General features: G+C 70.3%; 17 protein-coding genes. 9 read left to right on the forward strand and 8 right to left on the reverse strand.

What is annotated here, in order from left to right:
- Positions 1–6 precede the first annotated feature (6 nt).
- On the reverse strand, positions 7–453 hold the full coding sequence (locus FDP22_RS18430; RefSeq protein WP_170317794.1) for a MarR family winged helix-turn-helix transcriptional regulator: 447 nt from the start codon (positions 451–453) through the stop codon (positions 7–9).
- 110 nt (positions 454–563) lie between these two features.
- On the opposite strand from FDP22_RS18430, the gene hmgA reads away from it, so the two are divergent.
- The 9 genes from hmgA to FDP22_RS18475 all read left to right on the forward strand — a co-directional run bounded on the left by hmgA (position 564) and on the right by FDP22_RS18475 (position 9860).
- Positions 564–1925 (forward strand): homogentisate 1,2-dioxygenase, encoded by a 1362-nt coding sequence (gene hmgA / locus FDP22_RS18435; RefSeq protein WP_138573858.1) that lies wholly within the window; start codon positions 564–566, stop codon positions 1923–1925.
- A gap of 114 nt (positions 1926–2039) precedes the next feature.
- On the forward strand, positions 2040–3299 hold the full coding sequence (gene fahA / locus FDP22_RS18440) for a fumarylacetoacetase (protein ID WP_138573856.1): 1260 nt from the start codon (positions 2040–2042) through the stop codon (positions 3297–3299).
- A gap of 20 nt (positions 3300–3319) precedes the next feature.
- Positions 3320–3823: a MarR family winged helix-turn-helix transcriptional regulator gene (locus tag FDP22_RS18445; RefSeq protein WP_430226016.1), complete on the forward strand. Its 504-nt coding sequence runs from the start codon at positions 3320–3322 to the stop codon at positions 3821–3823.
- Positions 3824–3990: 167 nt separating this feature from the next.
- On the forward strand, positions 3991–4941 hold the full coding sequence (locus FDP22_RS18450; protein WP_138573852.1) for an MBL fold metallo-hydrolase: 951 nt from the start codon (positions 3991–3993) through the stop codon (positions 4939–4941).
- 100 nt (positions 4942–5041) lie between these two features.
- Positions 5042–6625: an FAD-dependent oxidoreductase gene (locus FDP22_RS18455; protein WP_138573850.1), complete on the forward strand. Its 1584-nt coding sequence runs from the start codon at positions 5042–5044 to the stop codon at positions 6623–6625.
- Positions 6622–6840 carry a DUF2783 domain-containing protein gene (locus FDP22_RS18460; RefSeq protein ID WP_346728840.1) on the forward strand — a complete coding sequence of 73 codons (219 nt, stop codon included), beginning with the start codon at positions 6622–6624 and terminating at the stop codon, positions 6838–6840. The genes FDP22_RS18455 and FDP22_RS18460 overlap by 4 nt, the downstream gene beginning before the upstream one ends.
- A gap of 197 nt (positions 6841–7037) precedes the next feature.
- Complete coding sequence (locus FDP22_RS18465; protein WP_138573848.1) at positions 7038–8060, forward strand: TRAP transporter substrate-binding protein; 1023 nt, start codon at positions 7038–7040, stop codon at positions 8058–8060.
- Positions 8057–8554, forward strand: a complete 498-nt coding sequence (locus FDP22_RS18470) for a TRAP transporter small permease (protein ID WP_239031982.1) — start codon at positions 8057–8059, stop codon at positions 8552–8554. The genes FDP22_RS18465 and FDP22_RS18470 overlap by 4 nt, the downstream gene beginning before the upstream one ends.
- A complete protein-coding gene (locus tag FDP22_RS18475; RefSeq protein ID WP_138573846.1) occupies positions 8547–9860 on the forward strand; it encodes a TRAP transporter large permease in 1314 nt (437 codons plus the stop codon). Before FDP22_RS18470 ends, FDP22_RS18475 begins: the two co-directional genes overlap by 8 nt.
- Positions 9861–9899: 39 nt before the next feature.
- Here FDP22_RS18475 and hisD read toward each other — a convergent pair whose 3' ends face one another.
- The 7 genes from hisD to FDP22_RS18510 all read right to left on the reverse strand — a co-directional run bounded on the left by hisD (position 9900) and on the right by FDP22_RS18510 (position 16983).
- On the reverse strand, positions 9900–11225 hold the full coding sequence (hisD, locus tag FDP22_RS18480) for a histidinol dehydrogenase (RefSeq protein WP_138573844.1): 1326 nt from the start codon (positions 11223–11225) through the stop codon (positions 9900–9902).
- An 8-nt stretch (positions 11226–11233) separates the two neighbouring features.
- Positions 11234–12034: an ABC transporter permease gene (locus FDP22_RS18485; RefSeq protein ID WP_138573842.1), complete on the reverse strand. Its 801-nt coding sequence runs from the start codon at positions 12032–12034 to the stop codon at positions 11234–11236.
- A complete protein-coding gene (locus tag FDP22_RS18490) occupies positions 12031–12993 on the reverse strand; it encodes an ABC transporter permease (protein WP_138573840.1) in 963 nt (320 codons plus the stop codon). Before FDP22_RS18490 ends, FDP22_RS18485 begins: the two co-directional genes overlap by 4 nt.
- Positions 12994–13099: 106 nt before the next feature.
- The gene (locus FDP22_RS18495; protein ID WP_138573838.1) at positions 13100–14191 is read right to left on the reverse strand and encodes an ABC transporter substrate-binding protein; all 1092 of its coding nucleotides are present in this window, start codon (positions 14189–14191) and stop codon (positions 13100–13102) included.
- Positions 14188–15318: an ABC transporter ATP-binding protein gene (locus FDP22_RS18500; protein WP_138573836.1), complete on the reverse strand. Its 1131-nt coding sequence runs from the start codon at positions 15316–15318 to the stop codon at positions 14188–14190. The genes FDP22_RS18495 and FDP22_RS18500 overlap by 4 nt, the downstream gene beginning before the upstream one ends.
- Positions 15319–15490: 172 nt before the next feature.
- Complete coding sequence (gene hutC, locus FDP22_RS18505; RefSeq protein WP_138573834.1) at positions 15491–16219, reverse strand: histidine utilization transcriptional repressor HutC; 729 nt, start codon at positions 16217–16219, stop codon at positions 15491–15493.
- 2 nt (positions 16220–16221) lie between these two features.
- Positions 16222–16983: an SDR family NAD(P)-dependent oxidoreductase gene (locus FDP22_RS18510; RefSeq protein ID WP_138573832.1), complete on the reverse strand. Its 762-nt coding sequence runs from the start codon at positions 16981–16983 to the stop codon at positions 16222–16224.
- Positions 16984–16991 lie beyond the last annotated feature (8 nt).

Consider the following 16991-nt stretch of genomic DNA (forward strand, 5'->3'; position numbering starts at 1 on the left):
CGCGGATCAGCGGGTGCCGTCGCCGGAGGAGACCGCGAGCGCCGTCGTCACCAGCCGGCGGAACTCCGCCCCGTCGCCCGGCGCGAATCGCGCCACCACCTCCGCCTCGAAGGCCCGGGCGATCGGGGTGATCTCCTGCATCAGCGTGCGGCCCTTCTCGGTGAGGCTCATTTCCACCAGCCGCCGGTCCGTCGCACTGCGGGCCTTCTCGATCAGCCCGGTGAGCTCCAGCCGCGCGGCGGCCCGGCTCACCTGGGTCTTGTCCAGATCCACGCGCTTGTAGACCTCCCGGGTGGAGACCTTCTCCGCCGTGGCCAGATGCGCCAGCATCCGCCATTCCGCCAGGCTCAACCCGAAGCGTTTCCCATAGATTTCAGCGTATTCCGCGCTGATCCGGCTCGCGAGCACCGCAAGCTGGTAGGGCAGGAATTCGTCGAGGTCGAAGCTGTTCATTTGACTCATTTCATCTGCAATGATATGAAAAGCGCAACAAGGACGCAAGCCGGCAGTCAGCCGGCGGCACAGACTCGCGGGTTTCCGGCCCGGGGGAAAGGGGAGACCTCATGAACCGCCAAGTTGATCCCGAAACGCTCATCCGTGCCAAGGCCCATTCCGGCACCGTGGAGGGCTACATGCCCGGTTTCGGCAATGATTTCGAGACCGAGGCGCTGCCGGGCGCCCTGCCGCAGGGGCGCAACTCGCCGCAGAAATGCGAATACGGGCTCTATGCGGAGCAGCTTTCCGGTACGCCCTTCACCGCGCCGCGCGGCCAGAACGAGCGCACCTGGTGCTACCGCATCCGGCCTTCGGTGAAGCATGTGGGCCGGTTCTCGCGCATCGGGATGCCCTACTGGAAGTCCGGCCCCTGCATCGAGGACCACATCCAGAGCCTCGGCCAGTACCGCTGGAACCCGGTGCCGATGACCGACGAGCCGCTCACCTTCGTCTCCGGCATGCGCACCATGACCACGGCGGGAGACGTGAACACCCAGGTGGGGATGGCCGCGCACATCTACCTCGCCACCGCCGACATGGAGGACGAGTGGTTCTACTCCGCCGATTCGGAGCTGCTGATCGTGCCCCAGGAGGGACGCCTGCGCATCGAGACCGAGCTCGGCCTCATCGAGCTGGAGCCGCTGGAGATCGCGGTGATGCCCCGTGGCATGCTCTTCGCCGTGAAACTGCCGGACGGCCACGCCCGCGGCTTCGTGTGCGAGAATTACGGCATGAAGTTCGACATGCCCGGCCGCGGCCCCATCGGCGCCAACTGCCTCGCCAACCCGCGCGATTTCAAGACCCCCGTCGCCGCCTTCGAGGACCGCGACTGCGAGGGCAGGGTGATCATCAAGTGGTGCGGCCAGTTCCACGAGACGCCCATCGACCACAGCCCGCTGGACGTGGTGGCCTGGCACGGCAACTACGCGCCCTGCAAGTACGACCTGCGCACCTTCTCGCCGGTGGGCGCCATCCTGTTCGACCATCCGGACCCGTCGATCTTCACCGTGCTCACCGCCCCCTCGGGCGTGGAGGGCACCGCGAACATCGACTTCGTGATCTTCCCCGAGCGCTGGCTGCCGGCGGAGAACACCTTCCGCCCTCCCTGGTACCACAAGAACATCATGTCCGAGCTGATGGGCAACATCTACGGCATCTATGATGCCAAGCCCGAGGGCTTCGTGCCCGGCGGCATGAGCCTGCACAACATGATGCTGCCGCACGGGCCGGACGTGGACGCGTTCGAGAAGGCCTCGAACGAGGAGCAGAAGCCGGTGAAGCTCACCAACACCATGTCCTTCATGTTCGAGACGCGCTTTCCCCAGCACCTCACCCGCTTCGCCGCCCACGAGGCGCCGCTGCAGGAGGAATACATCGACTGCTGGGCCGGGCTGGAGAAGAAGTTCGACGGCACGCCGGGGGTGAAGTAACCCCCCGCGCCCCCCGATCCCGTCGCGTCCCGGGCCTGCCCCGGGGCCTGCCGGCCGCAGCCCCCGCGGCGCGGCCGGCACCTGACCAAGACCCACAGGAAGTAGCCCCATCCGATGACCCTGCTGAAAAGCCGCGTGGAGAGCGCGAACACCCCCGACACCGATTTCCCGCTGAACAACCTGCCCTTCGGCATCTTCTCCACCGAGGGCACCGCGCCGCGCGCCGCCACCGTGCTGGGAGACCGCATCGTCGACCTCGCGGTGCTGGAGGCGGACGGGCGCATCGATGCCGGCGCCCCGGTGTTTGCCGCAGGCGAGCTGAACCCCTTCATGGAGCGCGGCCCCGCCGCCTGGGCCGCTGTGCGCGCCCAGCTTCAGGCGCTCTTCGCCGAAGGAGCGCCCACGCCGGTCGACGACGCGCTCTCGCCGCTTGCCATCGCGCGCATGCACCTGCCGTTCCGCGTGGCCGAGTACACGGATTTCTACGCCTCCAAGCGCCATGCGATGAACGTGGGCACCATGTTCCGCGGGGCGGAGAACGCCCTGCCGCCGAACTGGCTGCACATTCCCATCGGCTACAACGGCCGGGCCTCCTCCGTGGTGGTCTCGGGCACCGACATCCTGCGCCCCAACGGCCAGCGCAAGGGCCCGGACGAGGAGGTGCCGAGCTTCGGCCCCTCGCGGCGCATGGACATCGAGCTGGAGATGGGCGCCATCGTCGGCGTGCCCACGCCGATGGGAAAGCCCATCACCGTGGATGAGGCGGAGGAGCTGATCTTCGGCTACGTGCTGCTGAACGACTGGTCCAGCCGTGACATCCAGGCCTGGGAATACGCGCCCCTCGGCCCCTTCCAGGGCAAGGCCTTCGGCACCTCGATCAGCCCCTGGGTGGTGACCCGCGCCGCGCTGGAGCCCTTCCGGGTGCCGGTGCCGCCGCGCGAGAAGCCGCTGCTGCCCTATCTCGACCAGACCCTGCCGGGCCTCTACGACATCGCGCTGGAGGTGGGCCTGCAGCCCGAGGGCGCGGCCGCCGAGACCATCGTCAGCCGCACCAACTACCGCAACCTCTACTACTCCGCCGCCCAGCAGCTCGCGCATCACGCGGTGGGCGGCTGCGGCATGCGGGTGGGCGACCTGCTCGGCTCCGGCACCATCTCGGGTGAGGAGAAGGGCAGCTTCGGCTCGCTTCTGGAGCTCTCCTGGGGCGGCAAGGAGCCGATCACGCTGGACACCGGTGAGACCCGCTCCTTCATCGAGGACGGCGACCGCCTCACCCTGCGCGGCGCGGCGCTGGGGGAGGGGTTCCGCGTCGGCTTCGGCGCATGCACCGGGCGCATCCTGCCCGCCGTGCCCGGGCCCTGGGGCGACGCGTGAGCCGCTCCGGGCTGAGGCTGGTGCAGGGGGCCGCGGCGCCGGCCCCCGAAGCCCCGGGTCTCTTCGACCTGGAGGATTTCCTGCCCTACCGGCTGAACCGGATCTCGGAGGAGATCAGCCAGCGCTTCGCGCGCGAGTACAAGGCGCGCTACGGCATGAACCGGCCGGAATGGCGCGCCATCGCCGTTATCGGCACGCGTGGCGCGGTCACCGCCCGGGAGATCTGCGACGACTCGACCATGCACAAGACCAAGGTGAGCCGCGCCGTCTCCGCGATGGAGCGCCGCCGCTGGGTACACCGGGAGGGGCATGAGAGCGACGGGCGCTGCGAGGTGCTGACCCTCACGCGTGAGGGCTGGCGGGTGTTCGAGGAGCTGATGACGATGGCCCGCGCCTACGAGGCCGAGCTGGAGGAGGCCGTGGGCCGCGCGCCCTTCGGCAACCTGCTCTCCGGGCTGCAGGCGCTGGAGCGGCGCTACGGCGTCACCGGCCCGATCCGGCCCGCGGAGGACGAGGGAGACTGAGCCCCCGGCCGCCCGGGGCACGCACCGCGACGTCGGGGCCAGGCGCTCCGGCGCTTGATAGTTACAAAATCGCGGCGCAAATTCATTGCAAATGCATCGAATCCCGCGGCGCGGGACGGTGCACCCCGGCGCCGCAGGACGGCGGGGAACGCAGTAAGGAGGAAACAATGGCGAAAGCCTTCGCATCCCAGGGCGACCTGGCCGAGAAAACCGTCAGCTTCACCGAGATCGGCCCCGATCTCTGGGCCTTCACCGCCGAGGGCGACCCCAACACCGGCGTGATCATCGGCGACGACAGCGTGATGATCATGGACGCGCAGGCCACCCCGCGCCTCGCCAACCTGGTGGTGGAGAAGATCCGCACCGTCACCGACAAGCCGATCAAGTATGTCACCCTCTCGCATTACCACGCGGTGCGGGTGCTGGGCGCCTCGGCCTACGGCGCCTCGGAGATCATCGGCTCGGATATCTGCCGCGCCATGGTCGCCGAACGCGGGCAGGAGGACTGGGACAGCGAGTTCGGCCGCTTCCCGCGCCTGTTCCAGGGGCATGAGAGCATCCCCGGCCTCACCTGGCCCACGCTCACGTTCTCCGACCGGATGACCGTCTATCTCGGCGGGCGCAAGGTGGAGCTGATGAAGCTCGGCCGCGCCCATACCGCGGGCGACATCGTGGCCTGGGTGCCGGATGCGGGCGTGATGTTCACCGGCGACATCGTGGAATACAAGTCCGCCTGCTACTGCGGCGACGGCCATTTCAAGGACTGGGGCGCCACGCTGGACCGCATCAAGGCCTTCAACCCCGCCGCCATCGCGCCCGGGCGCGGTGACGCGCTGGTGGGCGAGGCCATGGTCAACGAGGCGATCGAGAACACCCGCGACTTCGTGGAGAGCATCTACCGCGCGGTGGAGATCGTCGCCGCCCGCGGCGGCACGATGAAGGAGGCGGCGGCGAAGGTGCGCGAGATCTGCGACCCGAAGTTCGGCGATTACGCGATCTACGAGCACTGCTTCCCCTTCAACATCGCCCGCGCCTGGGACGAGGCCCGCGGCATCGACACGCCCCGTGTCTGGACCGCCGAGCGCGACCAGCAGATGTGGGCCGCCCTGCAGGGCTGATCGGCAGGCATCCGGCGCCGGGCCCCGCAAAGAGGGTCCGGCGCCGGACCGTGACAAAGGCGGCAGGGCCCCCGGCCCGCCGCCGGTTCGGGAGGAAACAATGGCACGCTACACCTATGCCCCCTTCGAGGCGCGCCGCGCGCCGGAGCTGGACGGAGCGCCGGGCCGCGGCGCCCCGGTCATCGTGGTCGGCGCCGGGCCGGTGGGCCTCACCGCCGCGATCGACCTCGCCACCCAGGGCATCGCCTCGGTGGTGGTCGATGACAGCAACGTGGTCTCCGTCGGCTCGCGCGCGATCTGCTGGGCCAAGCGCACTTTGGAGATCTTCGACCGGCTGGGCGTCGGCCAGCGCATGCTGGAGAAGGGCGTCACCTGGCAGGTGGGACGGCTGTTCCACGGGCCCCGCGAGGTCTATTCCTTCGACCTGCTGCCCGAGGACGGCCACCGCATGCCGGCCTTCATCAACCTCCAGCAATACTACGTGGAGCAGTATCTGGTGGAGCGGGCGCTGGAGTTCCCGGACCTCATCGACCTGCGCTGGAAGAGCCGGGTGACCGGCGTTTCCCAGGGCGCGGAGGGTGTCACCGCCACCGTCGAGACGCCGGACGGCAGCTACGACCTCGCCGCGCGCTACCTGGTGGCCTGCGACGGGTCGCGCTCCGCCGTCCGCACGCTGATGGGGTTGGAGCTGGAGGGCGAGGCCTTCGAGGAGCGGTTCCTCATCGCCGACGTGGAGATGAAGGCGGATTTCCCCTCCGAGCGCTGGTTCTGGTTCGAGCCGGAGTTCCACCCCGGCCAGACGGCCCTGCTGCACAAGCAGCCCGACGACATCTACCGCATCGACCTCCAGCTCGGCTGGGACGCCGACCCGGAGGAGGAGAAGAAGCCCGAGAACGTCATCCCCCGCATCGAGAAGGCGGTGGGCGGGCGGCCCTTCGAGCTGGACTGGGTGTCGGTCTACTCCTTCCGCTGCGCGCGGCTGGCGCGCTTCGTGCACGGGCGGGTGATCTTCGCCGGGGACAGCGCCCATGTGGTGAGCCCGTTCGGCGCGCGCGGCGGCAACGGCGGTGTGCAGGACGTGGACAACCTGTGCTGGAAGCTCGCCGCCGTGCTGCGCGGCGAGGCCGGCCCGGCGCTGCTGGAGACCTACAACACCGAGCGCATCTATGCCACGGACGAGAACATCACCAATTCCTCCCGTTCGACCAACTTCATGTCGCCGCGCAGCCTGGCGGAGCGGCGCTTCCGCGACGGGCTGCTGGCGCTGGCGGACGATACCGCCTTCGCCCGCCCGATGATCAACTCCGGCCGGCTGTCGCGCCCCGCCTCGCTGGCCGGCTTGCTGGGCGAGTGTCCTGCCGCGGCCCAGGCGCCGCTCAGCCCCGGCGATCCCTGCCCGGACGCGCCGCTTCCGGGCGGCGACTGGCTGCTGTCCCGGCTGGGCGGCGGGCGCTTCCGGCTGCTCGCCATCGGCGCGCCGGCCCCGGCGGATGCGCCGGTGGAGGTTCTGTCGCTGCCGTGCGAGGGCGCGCTGGCCCGCCGCTACGGCCCCGGCCTGTTCCTCATCCGCCCGGACCAGCATGTGGCCGCGAGCTGGTCGGCCGGCCCCGGCGCGAGCGCAGCGGACATCGCCGCCGCGCTGGACGGCGCGCGCGCCTGCGCCGCCCGGAGGGAGGTCGCATGATGGACCCGCGCAGCTACAACCTCGGCGCCGAGGGTGATGCGATCTACGCCGAGCTCATCGCCCTGCACGAGGGCCTCTCCGAGGAGGAGAGCGCCGCGCTCAACGCCCGGCTGGTGCTCGTGCTCGCCAATGCCCTGGCCCGGCCGGAGGAGATCCGCCTGGCCTTTGCCGTCGCGTCCCGCGGAGCGGAGGCCACCGCACCGCGCTCGGGCTGAGCCCGGTGCGGAGCCGCGGGGCGGCGACACGGCGGTCGGGGGCTCGATGCCCCCGTCCGTCGTGCCCCCTCCGGGGGCGCCGCGCCGCCGCCCGCTTGCCTGCCTGCCGTGCCTGGCGACGCCTGGGCCGGCCCGTTTCTTTCCTGCCCCGGCCCTCCGGCCGCAAGACCAACCGATTGATTTCAGGGAGCCCCACAATGAAGAGCCTCATCTCGGCCGCCATCCTCGCCGCCAGCCTGATCGGCGGCGCCGGCACTGCCGCCTTCGCCGACACCGAACTGGTGCTGTCGAGCTGGCTGCCGCCGCGCCACCCGCTGGTGATCAACGCCATCCGCCCCTGGGCGAAGGAGGTCGAGGAGGTGACCCAGGGTCGCGTGAGCGTCCGCGTCCTCACCAAGCCGCTCGGCGCGCCGCCGGCGCATTTCGACATGGCCGCCGAGGGCGTGGCCGACATCACCTACGGCCTGCACAGCTTCACCACGGACGACCGGTTCGAGCGCTCGCGCATCGGCCAGTTCTCCTTCCTGGGCGACAGTGCGGAGGCCGCCTCCAAGGCCTTCTGGCAGGTCTACACCGAGGATCTGGACGCCGCCGCCGAGCACAAGGGCGTGCACCTGCTCGGCCTGTTCATGCACGGCCCCGGCCTCCTGCACCGCAACGGCCCCGAGATCACCACCCCTGCCGAACTCGCCGGCCTGAAGATCCGCACCCCCGGCGGCTACATCGCCGACCTGTTGCGCGACCTCGGCGCGAACACGCTCTTCATGTCCTCCCCGGAGGTCTACGAGAAGCTGTCGCGCGGCGTGATCGACGGCGTCGCCTTCACCTACGAGGCGCTCACCGCCTTCAACCTCACCGATTACGTGAAATCCTCCATGCGCGTGCCCGGCGGCATCTACAACACCACCTGGTTCCTGGTGATGAACGAGGGTGCCTGGGAGAAGATCTCCCCCGAGGACCAGGCCGCGATCGACAGGATCTCCGGCCTCGCCTTCGCCGGGCTCGCCGGCAAGGCCTGGGACGCCGCCGATGACGCGGCCAAGGAGAAGATCTCCGCCGCCGGCATCGACGTCTATCAGGCCTCGCCCGAGATGGTGAGCGCCATCAAGACCGCCGCGACGAAATACGAGGACGCATGGGCGGCCTCCGTGAAGGAAGACGGGTTCGACGGCACCGCCGCGCTGAAGCGGATGCGGGAGCTGTCCGGGGTCGGTGAATGAGCTTCATCGGACGCGGCGCGGCGGGGGGCCTGATGCGGGCGCTCGCCGCGCTGTCCACCGTGCTGATCCTGGCGCTCACCCTCGTCACCTGCGTGGACGTGGTCGGGCGCTACTGGTTCAACGCGCCGCTGCCCGGCGCCTTCGAGCTCACCGAACTGATGCTCGGGGCGCTGGTCTTTGCCGCCCTGCCGCTCACCACCCGGGACGGCGGCCACGTGGAGGTGGACCTGGTGGGCATGCTGATGGGCGCGCGCGGCGGAGCGGTGCTCACCGCCTTCGGCAATGTCTTCGCGGCGCTCGTGCTGGCGGTGTTCGCCTGGCGCCTTGGGGTGGAGGCGCTGCGGCTGGGCGAGGACGGATCGGTGACCAACGCGCTGCGGCTGCCCATGGCGCCCGTGGCCTGGTTCGCGGCCTTCGCCTGCCTGCTCTCGGCCGCCGCGGCCGTGGCGCGGGCGGGCGCCGCGATGTCCCACAAGGAACGACTGAATGACTGAATCCCTCGTGGGCTTCGCGGTCCTGCTGGTGCTGATCTTCGCCCGCGTGCCCATCGCCTTCGCGATGTCGGCGGTGGGGGTGGCCGGTTTCGGCTACATGCGCGGCTGGGACCCCGCCTTCTCCATGCTCGGGCGCACGGTGTTCGAGACGGCGCTGAACTATTCGCTCTCGGTCATCCCGCTGTTCATCTTCATGGGCAACGTGCTGGCGCGTTCGGGCTTCGCGCAGGGGCTCTTTGCCGCCGCCTACCGGCTGATCGGGCGGCTGCCCGGGGGGCTTGCGGTGGCGGCCGTGCTCTCCTGCGGCGGGTTCTCGGCGGTGAGCGGCTCGTCGCTCGCCACGGCGGCCACCATGTCGAAGGTCGCCATGCCCTCGATGCGCCGCTTCGGCTACGACGACGGCCTCGCCACCGGCGCCATCGCGGCGGGCGGCACGCTGGGCATCCTCATCCCGCCCTCGGTGATCCTGATCCTCTACGGCATCCTCACCGAGAGCGACATCGGCAAGCTGTTCATCGCCGGGATGATCCCCGGCCTGCTGGGCATCGCGCTCTACGTGGCGGCGGTGTTCGTCACCGTGCTCATCAAGCCGTCGCTGGCGCCGAAGGCCACCGGCGCACCCATCGCCCTCACCGGGGCGGACATCGTGGGCGTCCTCGCGGTGGTGGTGCTCTTCGCCGTCATCATGGTGGGCATCTACGGCGGGTTCTTCACCCCGATCGAGGCGGCGGGCATCGGCGCGGGCGTCTCGCTCGTCATCAGCTTCGCCCTGCGCAGGCTGACCCGGGAAGGCCTGTACGCGGCCTTCCTGGAGACGGCGGGCGCCACGGCGATGATCTTCGCGGTGATCATCGGCGCGGAAGTGTTCTCCAACTTCGTGAACTTCGCCGGCCTGCCGGACGCGCTGTCGGACTACATCCTGGACACCGGCTATTCCGCCTGGACCGTGATGGTGGTGATCCTGGTGATCTACCTGCTGCTCGGCTGCGTGCTGGAGAGCCTGTCGATGATCCTGCTCACCGTGCCGGTGTTCTACCCGCTGCTCTACACGATGGATTTCGGCGACAGCGTGCTGGCGGACCCGAACCTGGCGGTGATCTGGTTCGGCATCGTGGTGGTGGTGGCCACCGAGATCAGCCTCATCACGCCCCCGGTGGGCATGAATGTCTTCGTGCTGAAGGGGGTGCTGAAGGAGGTGCCGCTCACCACCATCTTCCGCGGCGTGCTGCCGTTCTGGGTGGCGGATATCGTGCGCATCCTGCTGATCACCTTCCTGCCGGTGATCTCGCTCTGGCTGGTGATGTAGCGGCCGGGCCGGGGGCCTCGCGCCCCTGGCCCGCCGGGCTCACTCGCGCCCCAGCGCCGTCTCGCGCAGCTCCGAGACGGCGTTGGCATGGGCATCGAACCCCTCGTATTCCGCGAAGCGCTTCGCCCAGGGCGCGAGCGTGGCATAGCCCTTCGGCGTCACGTGGCCCACGGAGATGCGCTTGAGGTAGTCATGCACCCCGAGCGGCGAATGGGTGCGGGCGGCGAAATTGGTCGGCAGCACCGCGTTCGGGCCCAGCACGAAATTCCCCAGCGCGATGGGCGTGTTCTCGCCCAGCAGGATCTCGCCGGCGTTGCGCAGCTGGCCGAGATAGCCGTAGGGGTCGTCGGAATGCACCACCAGGTGCTCGGGCGCATAGTCGTTCACCCAAGAGATGGCCTCCTCCATGGTCTGCGTCAGCAGGATGCCGCCGCGCGGGCCGCAGAGCACCTTTTGCGAGAACTCCACCCGCTGCGCGCCCATCCGGGCCCAGTAGCCGGGCAGCGCGGCGCGGGCGGTTTCGGCCACCTCCTCGGAGCAGGTGACCAGCCAGGACGCGCTGTCCGGCCCGTGCTCGGCCTCGTTGAGCAGGTCGAGCGCGCAGGCCGCGCCGTTCGCCGTGTGGTCGGCGAGCACGATGGCCTCCGACGGGCCGGCCGGCGTGCCGGGGTCGAGCCGGCCGGAGAGCAGGCTCTTGGCCGCCACCACCCAGGGGCTGCCGGGCCCGACGATCTTGAGGCAGCGCGGCACGGTCTCGGTGCCGTAGGCCACGGCCGCCACGCCCTGCGCGCCGCCGGCCTTGAACACCTGCTCCACGCCCGCGATGCGCGCGGCCACCAGGGTGGCGGCATCCACCTTCCCGTCCGGCCCCGGCGGGGTGATGATCACGGGGTTGGGCACGCCGGCCACCACCGCCGGAATGGCGGTCATCATCACCACGGACGGGAACGAGCCCTTGCCGCGCGGCACGTAGCAGGCCACCGAGTCGATCGGCACCACCCGGTCCCCGGCCCAGACGCCGGGGTGCATCTCCTTCATCCACATCTCCTCGGGCATCTGGGCCTCGTGGAAGCGGCGGACATTGTCGCAGGCGAATTCGAGCAGCTCGATCATCTTCGGGTCGAGTGCCGCGAAGGCCGCGTCGAAATCGGCCTTGGTGGCGGCGATGGCGTTCGCCTCCACCGGGGCGCGGTCGAGCTCGCGCGCGTAGCGGGCGAGGGCGATGTCGCCTTGGGTCCGCACCGCCTCGATGATCGGGCGCACCTTGTCGATGAACGGGGTGAGGTCGGATTCCGCCCGGCCCATCAGGGCGCGGCGGCCGGCATCGTCGATCTCGGAGAGGCGGTGGAAGGAGACGTCTGTCATGGCGCGGCTCATTTCGACTTGAGGAAGATCTCGAGCCCGACGAGCCGGTCCAGCACCCAGATCGCGGCAAGTGCCACCACGATGTAGACGACCGACACCGCGGCGAGATCCGGGGTGATGACGTTGCGGATGGAATTGTAGATCTGCACCGGCAGGGTGACGGTGCGGCTGTCGGTGAGGAACAGGCTCACCAGGAACTCGTTGAAGGCGAGGATGAACATCAGCAGCGCCCCGGTGATCACCCCCGGCATCACCGCCGGCAGGGTTACGGTGAGGAACACGGTGACGGGCGGCGCGCCGCAGTTCATCGCGGCATTCTCCAGCTCGGGGTCGAGCGCGTTCACCGCCGAGGAGACCGCCCAGATCATGAAGGGCAGGTTGATCAGGCACAGCGCCACGCCCACCGGCCAGAGCTGGCCGAGCACCCGCGCCTCGCCGAAGAGCATCATCATCGAGATGCCGGACACCACCAGCGGAATGGTGAAGGGCAGCAGCAGGTACACCTGGATGGTGCGGGCAAACCGCATCCGACGCCGCGCCAGCGCCAGCGCCGCCAGCGTGCCCACTGGGATGGCGAGCGCCGTGCAGAGCACGGAGACATAGGCCGTGCGCCCCAGGGCGGCGCGAAAGCCGCCCAGGTCCCACAGCGCGCGGTACCAGCGCAGCGACAGGCCCTCGGGCGGGAAGCGGATGATGTCGCCGGAAGTGAAGGAGGCGCCGATGATCACCAGCGTGGGCAGCGCCAGCGTCACCACCACCACGATGACCATGCTCCACAGCACCCAGGCCTTGCCGCGCCCGCTCCTCATGACCCGCTCCTCAGGCCCAGCGTGCCGGTGCCCGCCAGCCGGAACACCAGCGCCACGATCAGGCTGCCCACCGCCACCAGAACGGTGGAGAGGGCGGAGGCGAGGCCGGGGTTCGAGAGCTGGAAGAACATGTCGTAGATCGTGTTGGCGATGAAATCGTTCGTGCCGCCGCCGAGGATCTCCGGCATGGCGAAATCGGTGAGGGTGAGGGTGAACACCACCACCGAGGCGCCCACGATCCCCGGTTTCGCCATCGGGATCACGATGTGGCGGAAGGTGCGCAGCCAGTCCGCCCCGAGGGATTCGGAGGCAAGCTCCACCTCCTCGTGGATGGCGGTGAGCGCGGGGGCCAGCATCAGCACCGCGAAGGGTAGCATGTATTGCACCAGCCCGAAGATGACGGCGGGGTAGGTGTAGATCAGCGTGGCGGCCGGCAGGCCCAGCCCCTCCAGCGCCTGGTTCACGAGGCCCTGCTTGCCCAGGATGATCAGCCAGCCGTAGGCCCGCACCACCTGCCCGATGAAGAAGGGCAGGAACAGCGACACCAGCAGCAGCTTGCGCAGGGCGCCGGAGCGGGTGCGCACCATCACGTAGGCGTAGGGGAAGGCGAAGACGAGGGTGAGTGCCGTCACCAGCACCGCCGCGAGCAGGCTGCGCCAGAGCACGGCCAGGTAGACCGGCTTGTGCAGGATCGCCTCGTAGTTCCCGGCGGAATATTCCGCGCGCAGGCGGTAGGTGGCGGGGTTCAGCTCATGCAGGCTGTCGGAGACGAGATAGCCCAGCCCGATCAGCAGGATGCCGACCAGCAGCAGTGCGGGCGCGAGAAAGGCCCAGGGCGTGGCGCGGCGGAAGGCGGCGGGCCAGAGGGCGGCCGCCACCGCCTCCACGCGGTCCATCACCCGCCAGCGCAGCGGCAGGCGGTGGGCGGGGCTGGCGGGGCGCGGGGCGTCGGCGGTCATGTCTGTCCTCGTCGGGGCCCCGGCGCGGGGGCCGGGGCGCCGGGATGCGGGGTGGCCGGCCGGCCGCGCCCATGGGCAGGGCCGGCCGGCGCGAGAGGCGTCGGGCTCAGCCCTGGAAGATCTCGTTGAACTTCTCGAACCAGATCGGCTGGTTCTCCACCAGCACCGGCGAGGGGATGCTGACCAGTTTTGCGAAATCCGCCTCCGTGGTGGGGTAGGAGGGGTCGCCCACCAGGTCTGCCGGCGGCTCGATGCCCGGGAAGACCGGCGGCAGGCCGAGGGCGGAGCACCATTTCGCCTGGGCCTCCTTCGTGAGCGCGAAGTTCACGAATTCCTTCGCCCAGTACTCCTCGTTCGCGGGCAGGCCCTTGGGGATCCACAGCCCGTCGGTGTCGACCTTGCAGCCCTCCTGCGGCACGGTCCAGGCCACGTCGATGCCGTTCTGCTTCGCCGCGCGCGCGTTCACCGAGATGGTGCAGGCCACGTCGATCTCGCCGTTCTGGAACCAGTTGGTGAAATCCGCGTCCTCGCCCAGCAGCGGCTCGTTGGCCTTGAGCTTCTCGTAGAAGGCCCAGCCGGGGGCCATGTTGCCGGGGATGTCGGCGATGGTGCCGCCGCCGGCGAGCACCGAGATCGGGTTGAAGCCGATGCCGTCGTCATAGAGCGCGATGCGGCCCTTGAACTTCGGGTCGAGCAGCACGCTCCAGGAGGTGGGGGCGCCGTCGGGGAAGGCCTCGGGGCGGTAGGCGCAGACATAGACATAGGCGTAGGTGTTCACGATCGGGTAGCCGTCCAGCCCCACGGGTTTCGCGAGCGGCAGCAGGCCCTTGAGGTTGGAGAGGTCCGAGAGGTCCACCGTCACGCCGCGCAGGGCGGAGATGGTGGCGTTGGTGGTGGTGTCCCAGTTCACGTGGATCGGCGGGATGCGGCCCTGATCCACCGCAGCCCAGATCTTCGGCTTGATCTCGTTGTCCTCGGTGAAATCGTAACGCACGGGGATGCCGGTGGCGGCGGTGAACGGGTCGCCCACGCCCTCCTTCAGCGCGTCGCCCCAGGCGCCGCCCCAGGCGCGGACGATGATCTCGGCGGGCTTTTCCTGCGCGCGCAGCAGGCCCGGCACGGCGAGCACGGCGGCAGCCGCGGCACTGCCCTGCAGGAAGCGGCGGCGCGGCAGGGCGAGGTGGGTGATGTCTGTCATGATGCGGGTCCTGTTTCCTGTCGGGAAGTGTTTTCTGTGGTTTCTGTCGGGAAGACGAAGAGGTCGCGCGCGTTCCAGCCCAGGAGGACACGGGCGCCGATCTCGTGTTCGGCATGGGTGGCGGGGTCATGGTCGAACACCATGAGCGTGAGGTTGCCCAAGGGCGGCACGCGCACCTCGTAGACCAGCCGGTCGCCCTCGAAGATGCGCCGCTCGACGATGCCGCCGAGGGTGGTCTCCGGGCGGGGCGCGCCGGGGGGCAGGATGCGCACCTGTTCGGCGCGCAACCCGCAGTCCACCGCCGTGCCGGGCGCGAGGCTGGTGGCGGGGAAGCGGGCCGGCAGGCGCACGTCGCCCACGATGATCTCGTCGATGCCCTCCGGCGCCTCGGCCACCACGCCGGGAAACAGCGTGGTCATGCCGATGAAGCGCGCCACGAAACTGTTGGAGGGCTGGCGGTAGACGGCCGCCGGCGTGTCGGCCTGCTGGATGCGTCCCGCGTCCATCACCACCACCCGGTCCGACATCACCAGCGCCTCGCGCTGGTCATGGGTCACGTTGATGGTGGTGACGCCGAGCTCCTGCTGGATGCGGCGGAATTCCAGCTGCATCTCCTCGCGCAGCTTGCGGTCGAGCGCGGAGAGCGGCTCGTCGAGCAGGAGCAGGTCCGGGCTGAAGGAGAGCGCGCGCGCGATGGCCACGCGCTGCTGCTGGCCGCCGGACATCTCGTGCGGGCGGCGGCTGCCGAAGCCCTTCAGGCGCACCAGCTCGAGGTAGCGCTCCACCCGCTCGGGGATCTCCGCGAGGTCGAAGCGGCGCATCTTCAGCGGATAGGCCACGTTCTCCGCCGCCGTCATGTGCGGGAAGAGCGCGAGGCGCTGGAACACCATGCCGATGGAGCGGCGGAAGGGCGGCACGGCGTCGATCGCCTCACCGTTGATCAGGATGCGCCCCGAGCTTGGCCGGTCGAAGCCCGCGATCATGCGCAGGAGCGTGGTCTTGCCGCAGCCGGAGGGGCCGAGGATGGTGAGGAACTCGCCGCGCTCCAGCCGCACGGAGGCCTCGCGCACGGCGGCCGTATCGCCGAAGCGCCGGGTGACGGTGTCGATCTCGACCATCGGTGTCATGGATGCACCCTTCCTCGCGTCGGGCCGGCCGGCGGGCGAGCGGGCGCAGCCACCCCTTCCCCCCGCGGCGCGGCGGAGCTGTCCCGGCCCGCACCCCGACCCGGAGCGCGAGCTTTGCACCGGCTCCATAGCCTGTCAACGCATGTATATACAAGGTCTCTGCCGCGGCGCGTCATCCGCCCCCTCCCGCCGCGAAGTCGGAGGGGCGGATGCGCACCTGCACGCGGTAGCGCTCGCCGGGCTGGGAGAACCAGCCCAGCGTGACGATGCGCGCCCCCACCCAGGTGCGCCGGCGGATGCGCAGCACCGGCGCGCCGGGGGCGAGGCCGAGGTCGCGCTGCTCGGCCGCGTCGGCCAGCCGCGCCTCCACGACATGCTCCAGCTCCGAGACCGGGGCGAAGCGCTGCAGGTAATCGGCCATCGGCTCGGCGGAGAAATCCACCTCCAGCAGGTCGGGGGCGAAATCCGCGCGCACGAAGCGCCGCTCGATCTGCAGCGGCACGCCGTCCTCGTGGTGGACGAGATGCACATGCAGCAGCTCCTCGGCCGGCGACAGGCCCAGCAGCGCCGCCTCCTCGCCGGCGCGGCGGCGCTCGGCCACCACGGTGCGGCATGTGTGCCGGCCGCCGCGCTCGGCGATGGTGGCGCGGATGTCGCGCACCTCGGCGAGCGAGGGCAGGGCGCGCGCCTCGGCCACGAAGGAGCCCACGCCCTGCGTGCGGGTCACCAGCCCGTCGCGCGCGAGCTCGCGCAGCGCGCGGTTCACCGTCATCCGCGACACCGACAGCGCCTCCACCAGCGCGTGCTCGGAGGGCAGGCGGCTGCCCGGCGGGTAGAGGCCGGAGGAGATGCCGGCGGTGATATGCGCCTTCACCGCCTCGTATCGGGTGCCGCCGGACATGCTCAGATCGAGGCCATGTAGCCGCCGTCCACGAATAGGATCTGCCCGGTGACGTAAGCCGCCGCGTCGGAGGCGAGGAACACGCAAGTGCCCGCCACGTCCTCCAGCGCGCCGAAGCGGCCCATGGGGATCTTCGGCAGCATCCCTTCGCGCCAGGCGGCGTCGCGGTAGAAGGTCTCGGTGAGCTCGGTGCGGAAATAGCCCGGGCCGATGGCGTTCACGCGGATGCCCAGCGGCGCCCATTCGGTGGCAAGCGCCCGGGTCATGCCCAGCAGGCCGCTCTTGGAGGCGGTGTAGGCCGTGGCGGTGGGCACGCCCACGGCGGAGGTGAGCGAGCCGGTGTTCACGATGGCCCCCGGCCGCCCGGCGCGGGCGCGGGCGAAGCGCTGCGCGGTGAAGAAGGCGCCCTTGAGATTGGTGTCGAGGATGCGGTCCCACAGCGCCTCGTCCACGTCGAGCGAGGGGCAGACCTGCTCGGTGCCGGCGTTGTTGACCAGGATGTCGGGGGCGAGGCCCGCCTCCGCCAGCGCGGCGAAGAGCGCCTCGATGCTCGGCAGTGCGGCGGCATCGGCCGCGAAGCGGTGGCAGCTCCGGCCGAGGGCCTCCACCTCCGCCGCCGTCTCGCCCAGCGATGCGGTGTCGCGCGCCACCGCGATCACGTCGGCCCCCGCGGCCGCGAGCCCCGCCGCCATCGCCCGTCCCAGCCCGCGGCTCGCGCCGGTGACGAGGGCGAGGCGGCCGGTGAGCGAGAAGGGCATCTGCATGGGCTGTC

This window comes from Paroceanicella profunda (assembly GCF_005887635.2).
Taxonomy (GTDB): domain Bacteria; phylum Pseudomonadota; class Alphaproteobacteria; order Rhodobacterales; family Rhodobacteraceae; genus Paroceanicella; species Paroceanicella profunda.

Excerpts from the sequence above, each read along its gene's own strand:
- FDP22_RS18430 (WP_170317794.1), bottom strand. The coding sequence starts at position 453 with ATGAACAGCTTCGACCTCGACGAATTCCTGCCCTACCAGCTTGCGGTG.
- hmgA (WP_138573858.1), top strand. The coding sequence starts at position 564 with ATGAACCGCCAAGTTGATCCCGAAACGCTCATCCGTGCCAAGGCCCAT.
- fahA (WP_138573856.1), top strand. The coding sequence starts at position 2,040 with ATGACCCTGCTGAAAAGCCGCGTGGAGAGCGCGAACACCCCCGACACC.
- FDP22_RS18450 (WP_138573852.1), top strand. The coding sequence starts at position 3,991 with ATGGCGAAAGCCTTCGCATCCCAGGGCGACCTGGCCGAGAAAACCGTC.
- FDP22_RS18455 (WP_138573850.1), top strand. The coding sequence starts at position 5,042 with ATGGCACGCTACACCTATGCCCCCTTCGAGGCGCGCCGCGCGCCGGAG.
- FDP22_RS18460 (WP_346728840.1), top strand. The coding sequence starts at position 6,622 with ATGATGGACCCGCGCAGCTACAACCTCGGCGCCGAGGGTGATGCGATC.
- FDP22_RS18465 (WP_138573848.1), top strand. The coding sequence starts at position 7,038 with ATGAAGAGCCTCATCTCGGCCGCCATCCTCGCCGCCAGCCTGATCGGC.
- FDP22_RS18470 (WP_239031982.1), top strand. The coding sequence starts at position 8,057 with ATGAGCTTCATCGGACGCGGCGCGGCGGGGGGCCTGATGCGGGCGCTC.
- FDP22_RS18475 (WP_138573846.1), top strand. The coding sequence starts at position 8,547 with ATGACTGAATCCCTCGTGGGCTTCGCGGTCCTGCTGGTGCTGATCTTC.
- hisD (WP_138573844.1), bottom strand. The coding sequence starts at position 11,225 with ATGACAGACGTCTCCTTCCACCGCCTCTCCGAGATCGACGATGCCGGC.
- FDP22_RS18485 (WP_138573842.1), bottom strand. The coding sequence starts at position 12,034 with ATGAGGAGCGGGCGCGGCAAGGCCTGGGTGCTGTGGAGCATGGTCATC.
- FDP22_RS18490 (WP_138573840.1), bottom strand. The coding sequence starts at position 12,993 with ATGACCGCCGACGCCCCGCGCCCCGCCAGCCCCGCCCACCGCCTGCCG.
- FDP22_RS18495 (WP_138573838.1), bottom strand. The coding sequence starts at position 14,191 with ATGACAGACATCACCCACCTCGCCCTGCCGCGCCGCCGCTTCCTGCAG.
- FDP22_RS18500 (WP_138573836.1), bottom strand. The coding sequence starts at position 15,318 with ATGACACCGATGGTCGAGATCGACACCGTCACCCGGCGCTTCGGCGAT.
- hutC (WP_138573834.1), bottom strand. The coding sequence starts at position 16,219 with ATGTCCGGCGGCACCCGATACGAGGCGGTGAAGGCGCATATCACCGCC.
- FDP22_RS18510 (WP_138573832.1), bottom strand. The coding sequence starts at position 16,983 with ATGCAGATGCCCTTCTCGCTCACCGGCCGCCTCGCCCTCGTCACCGGC.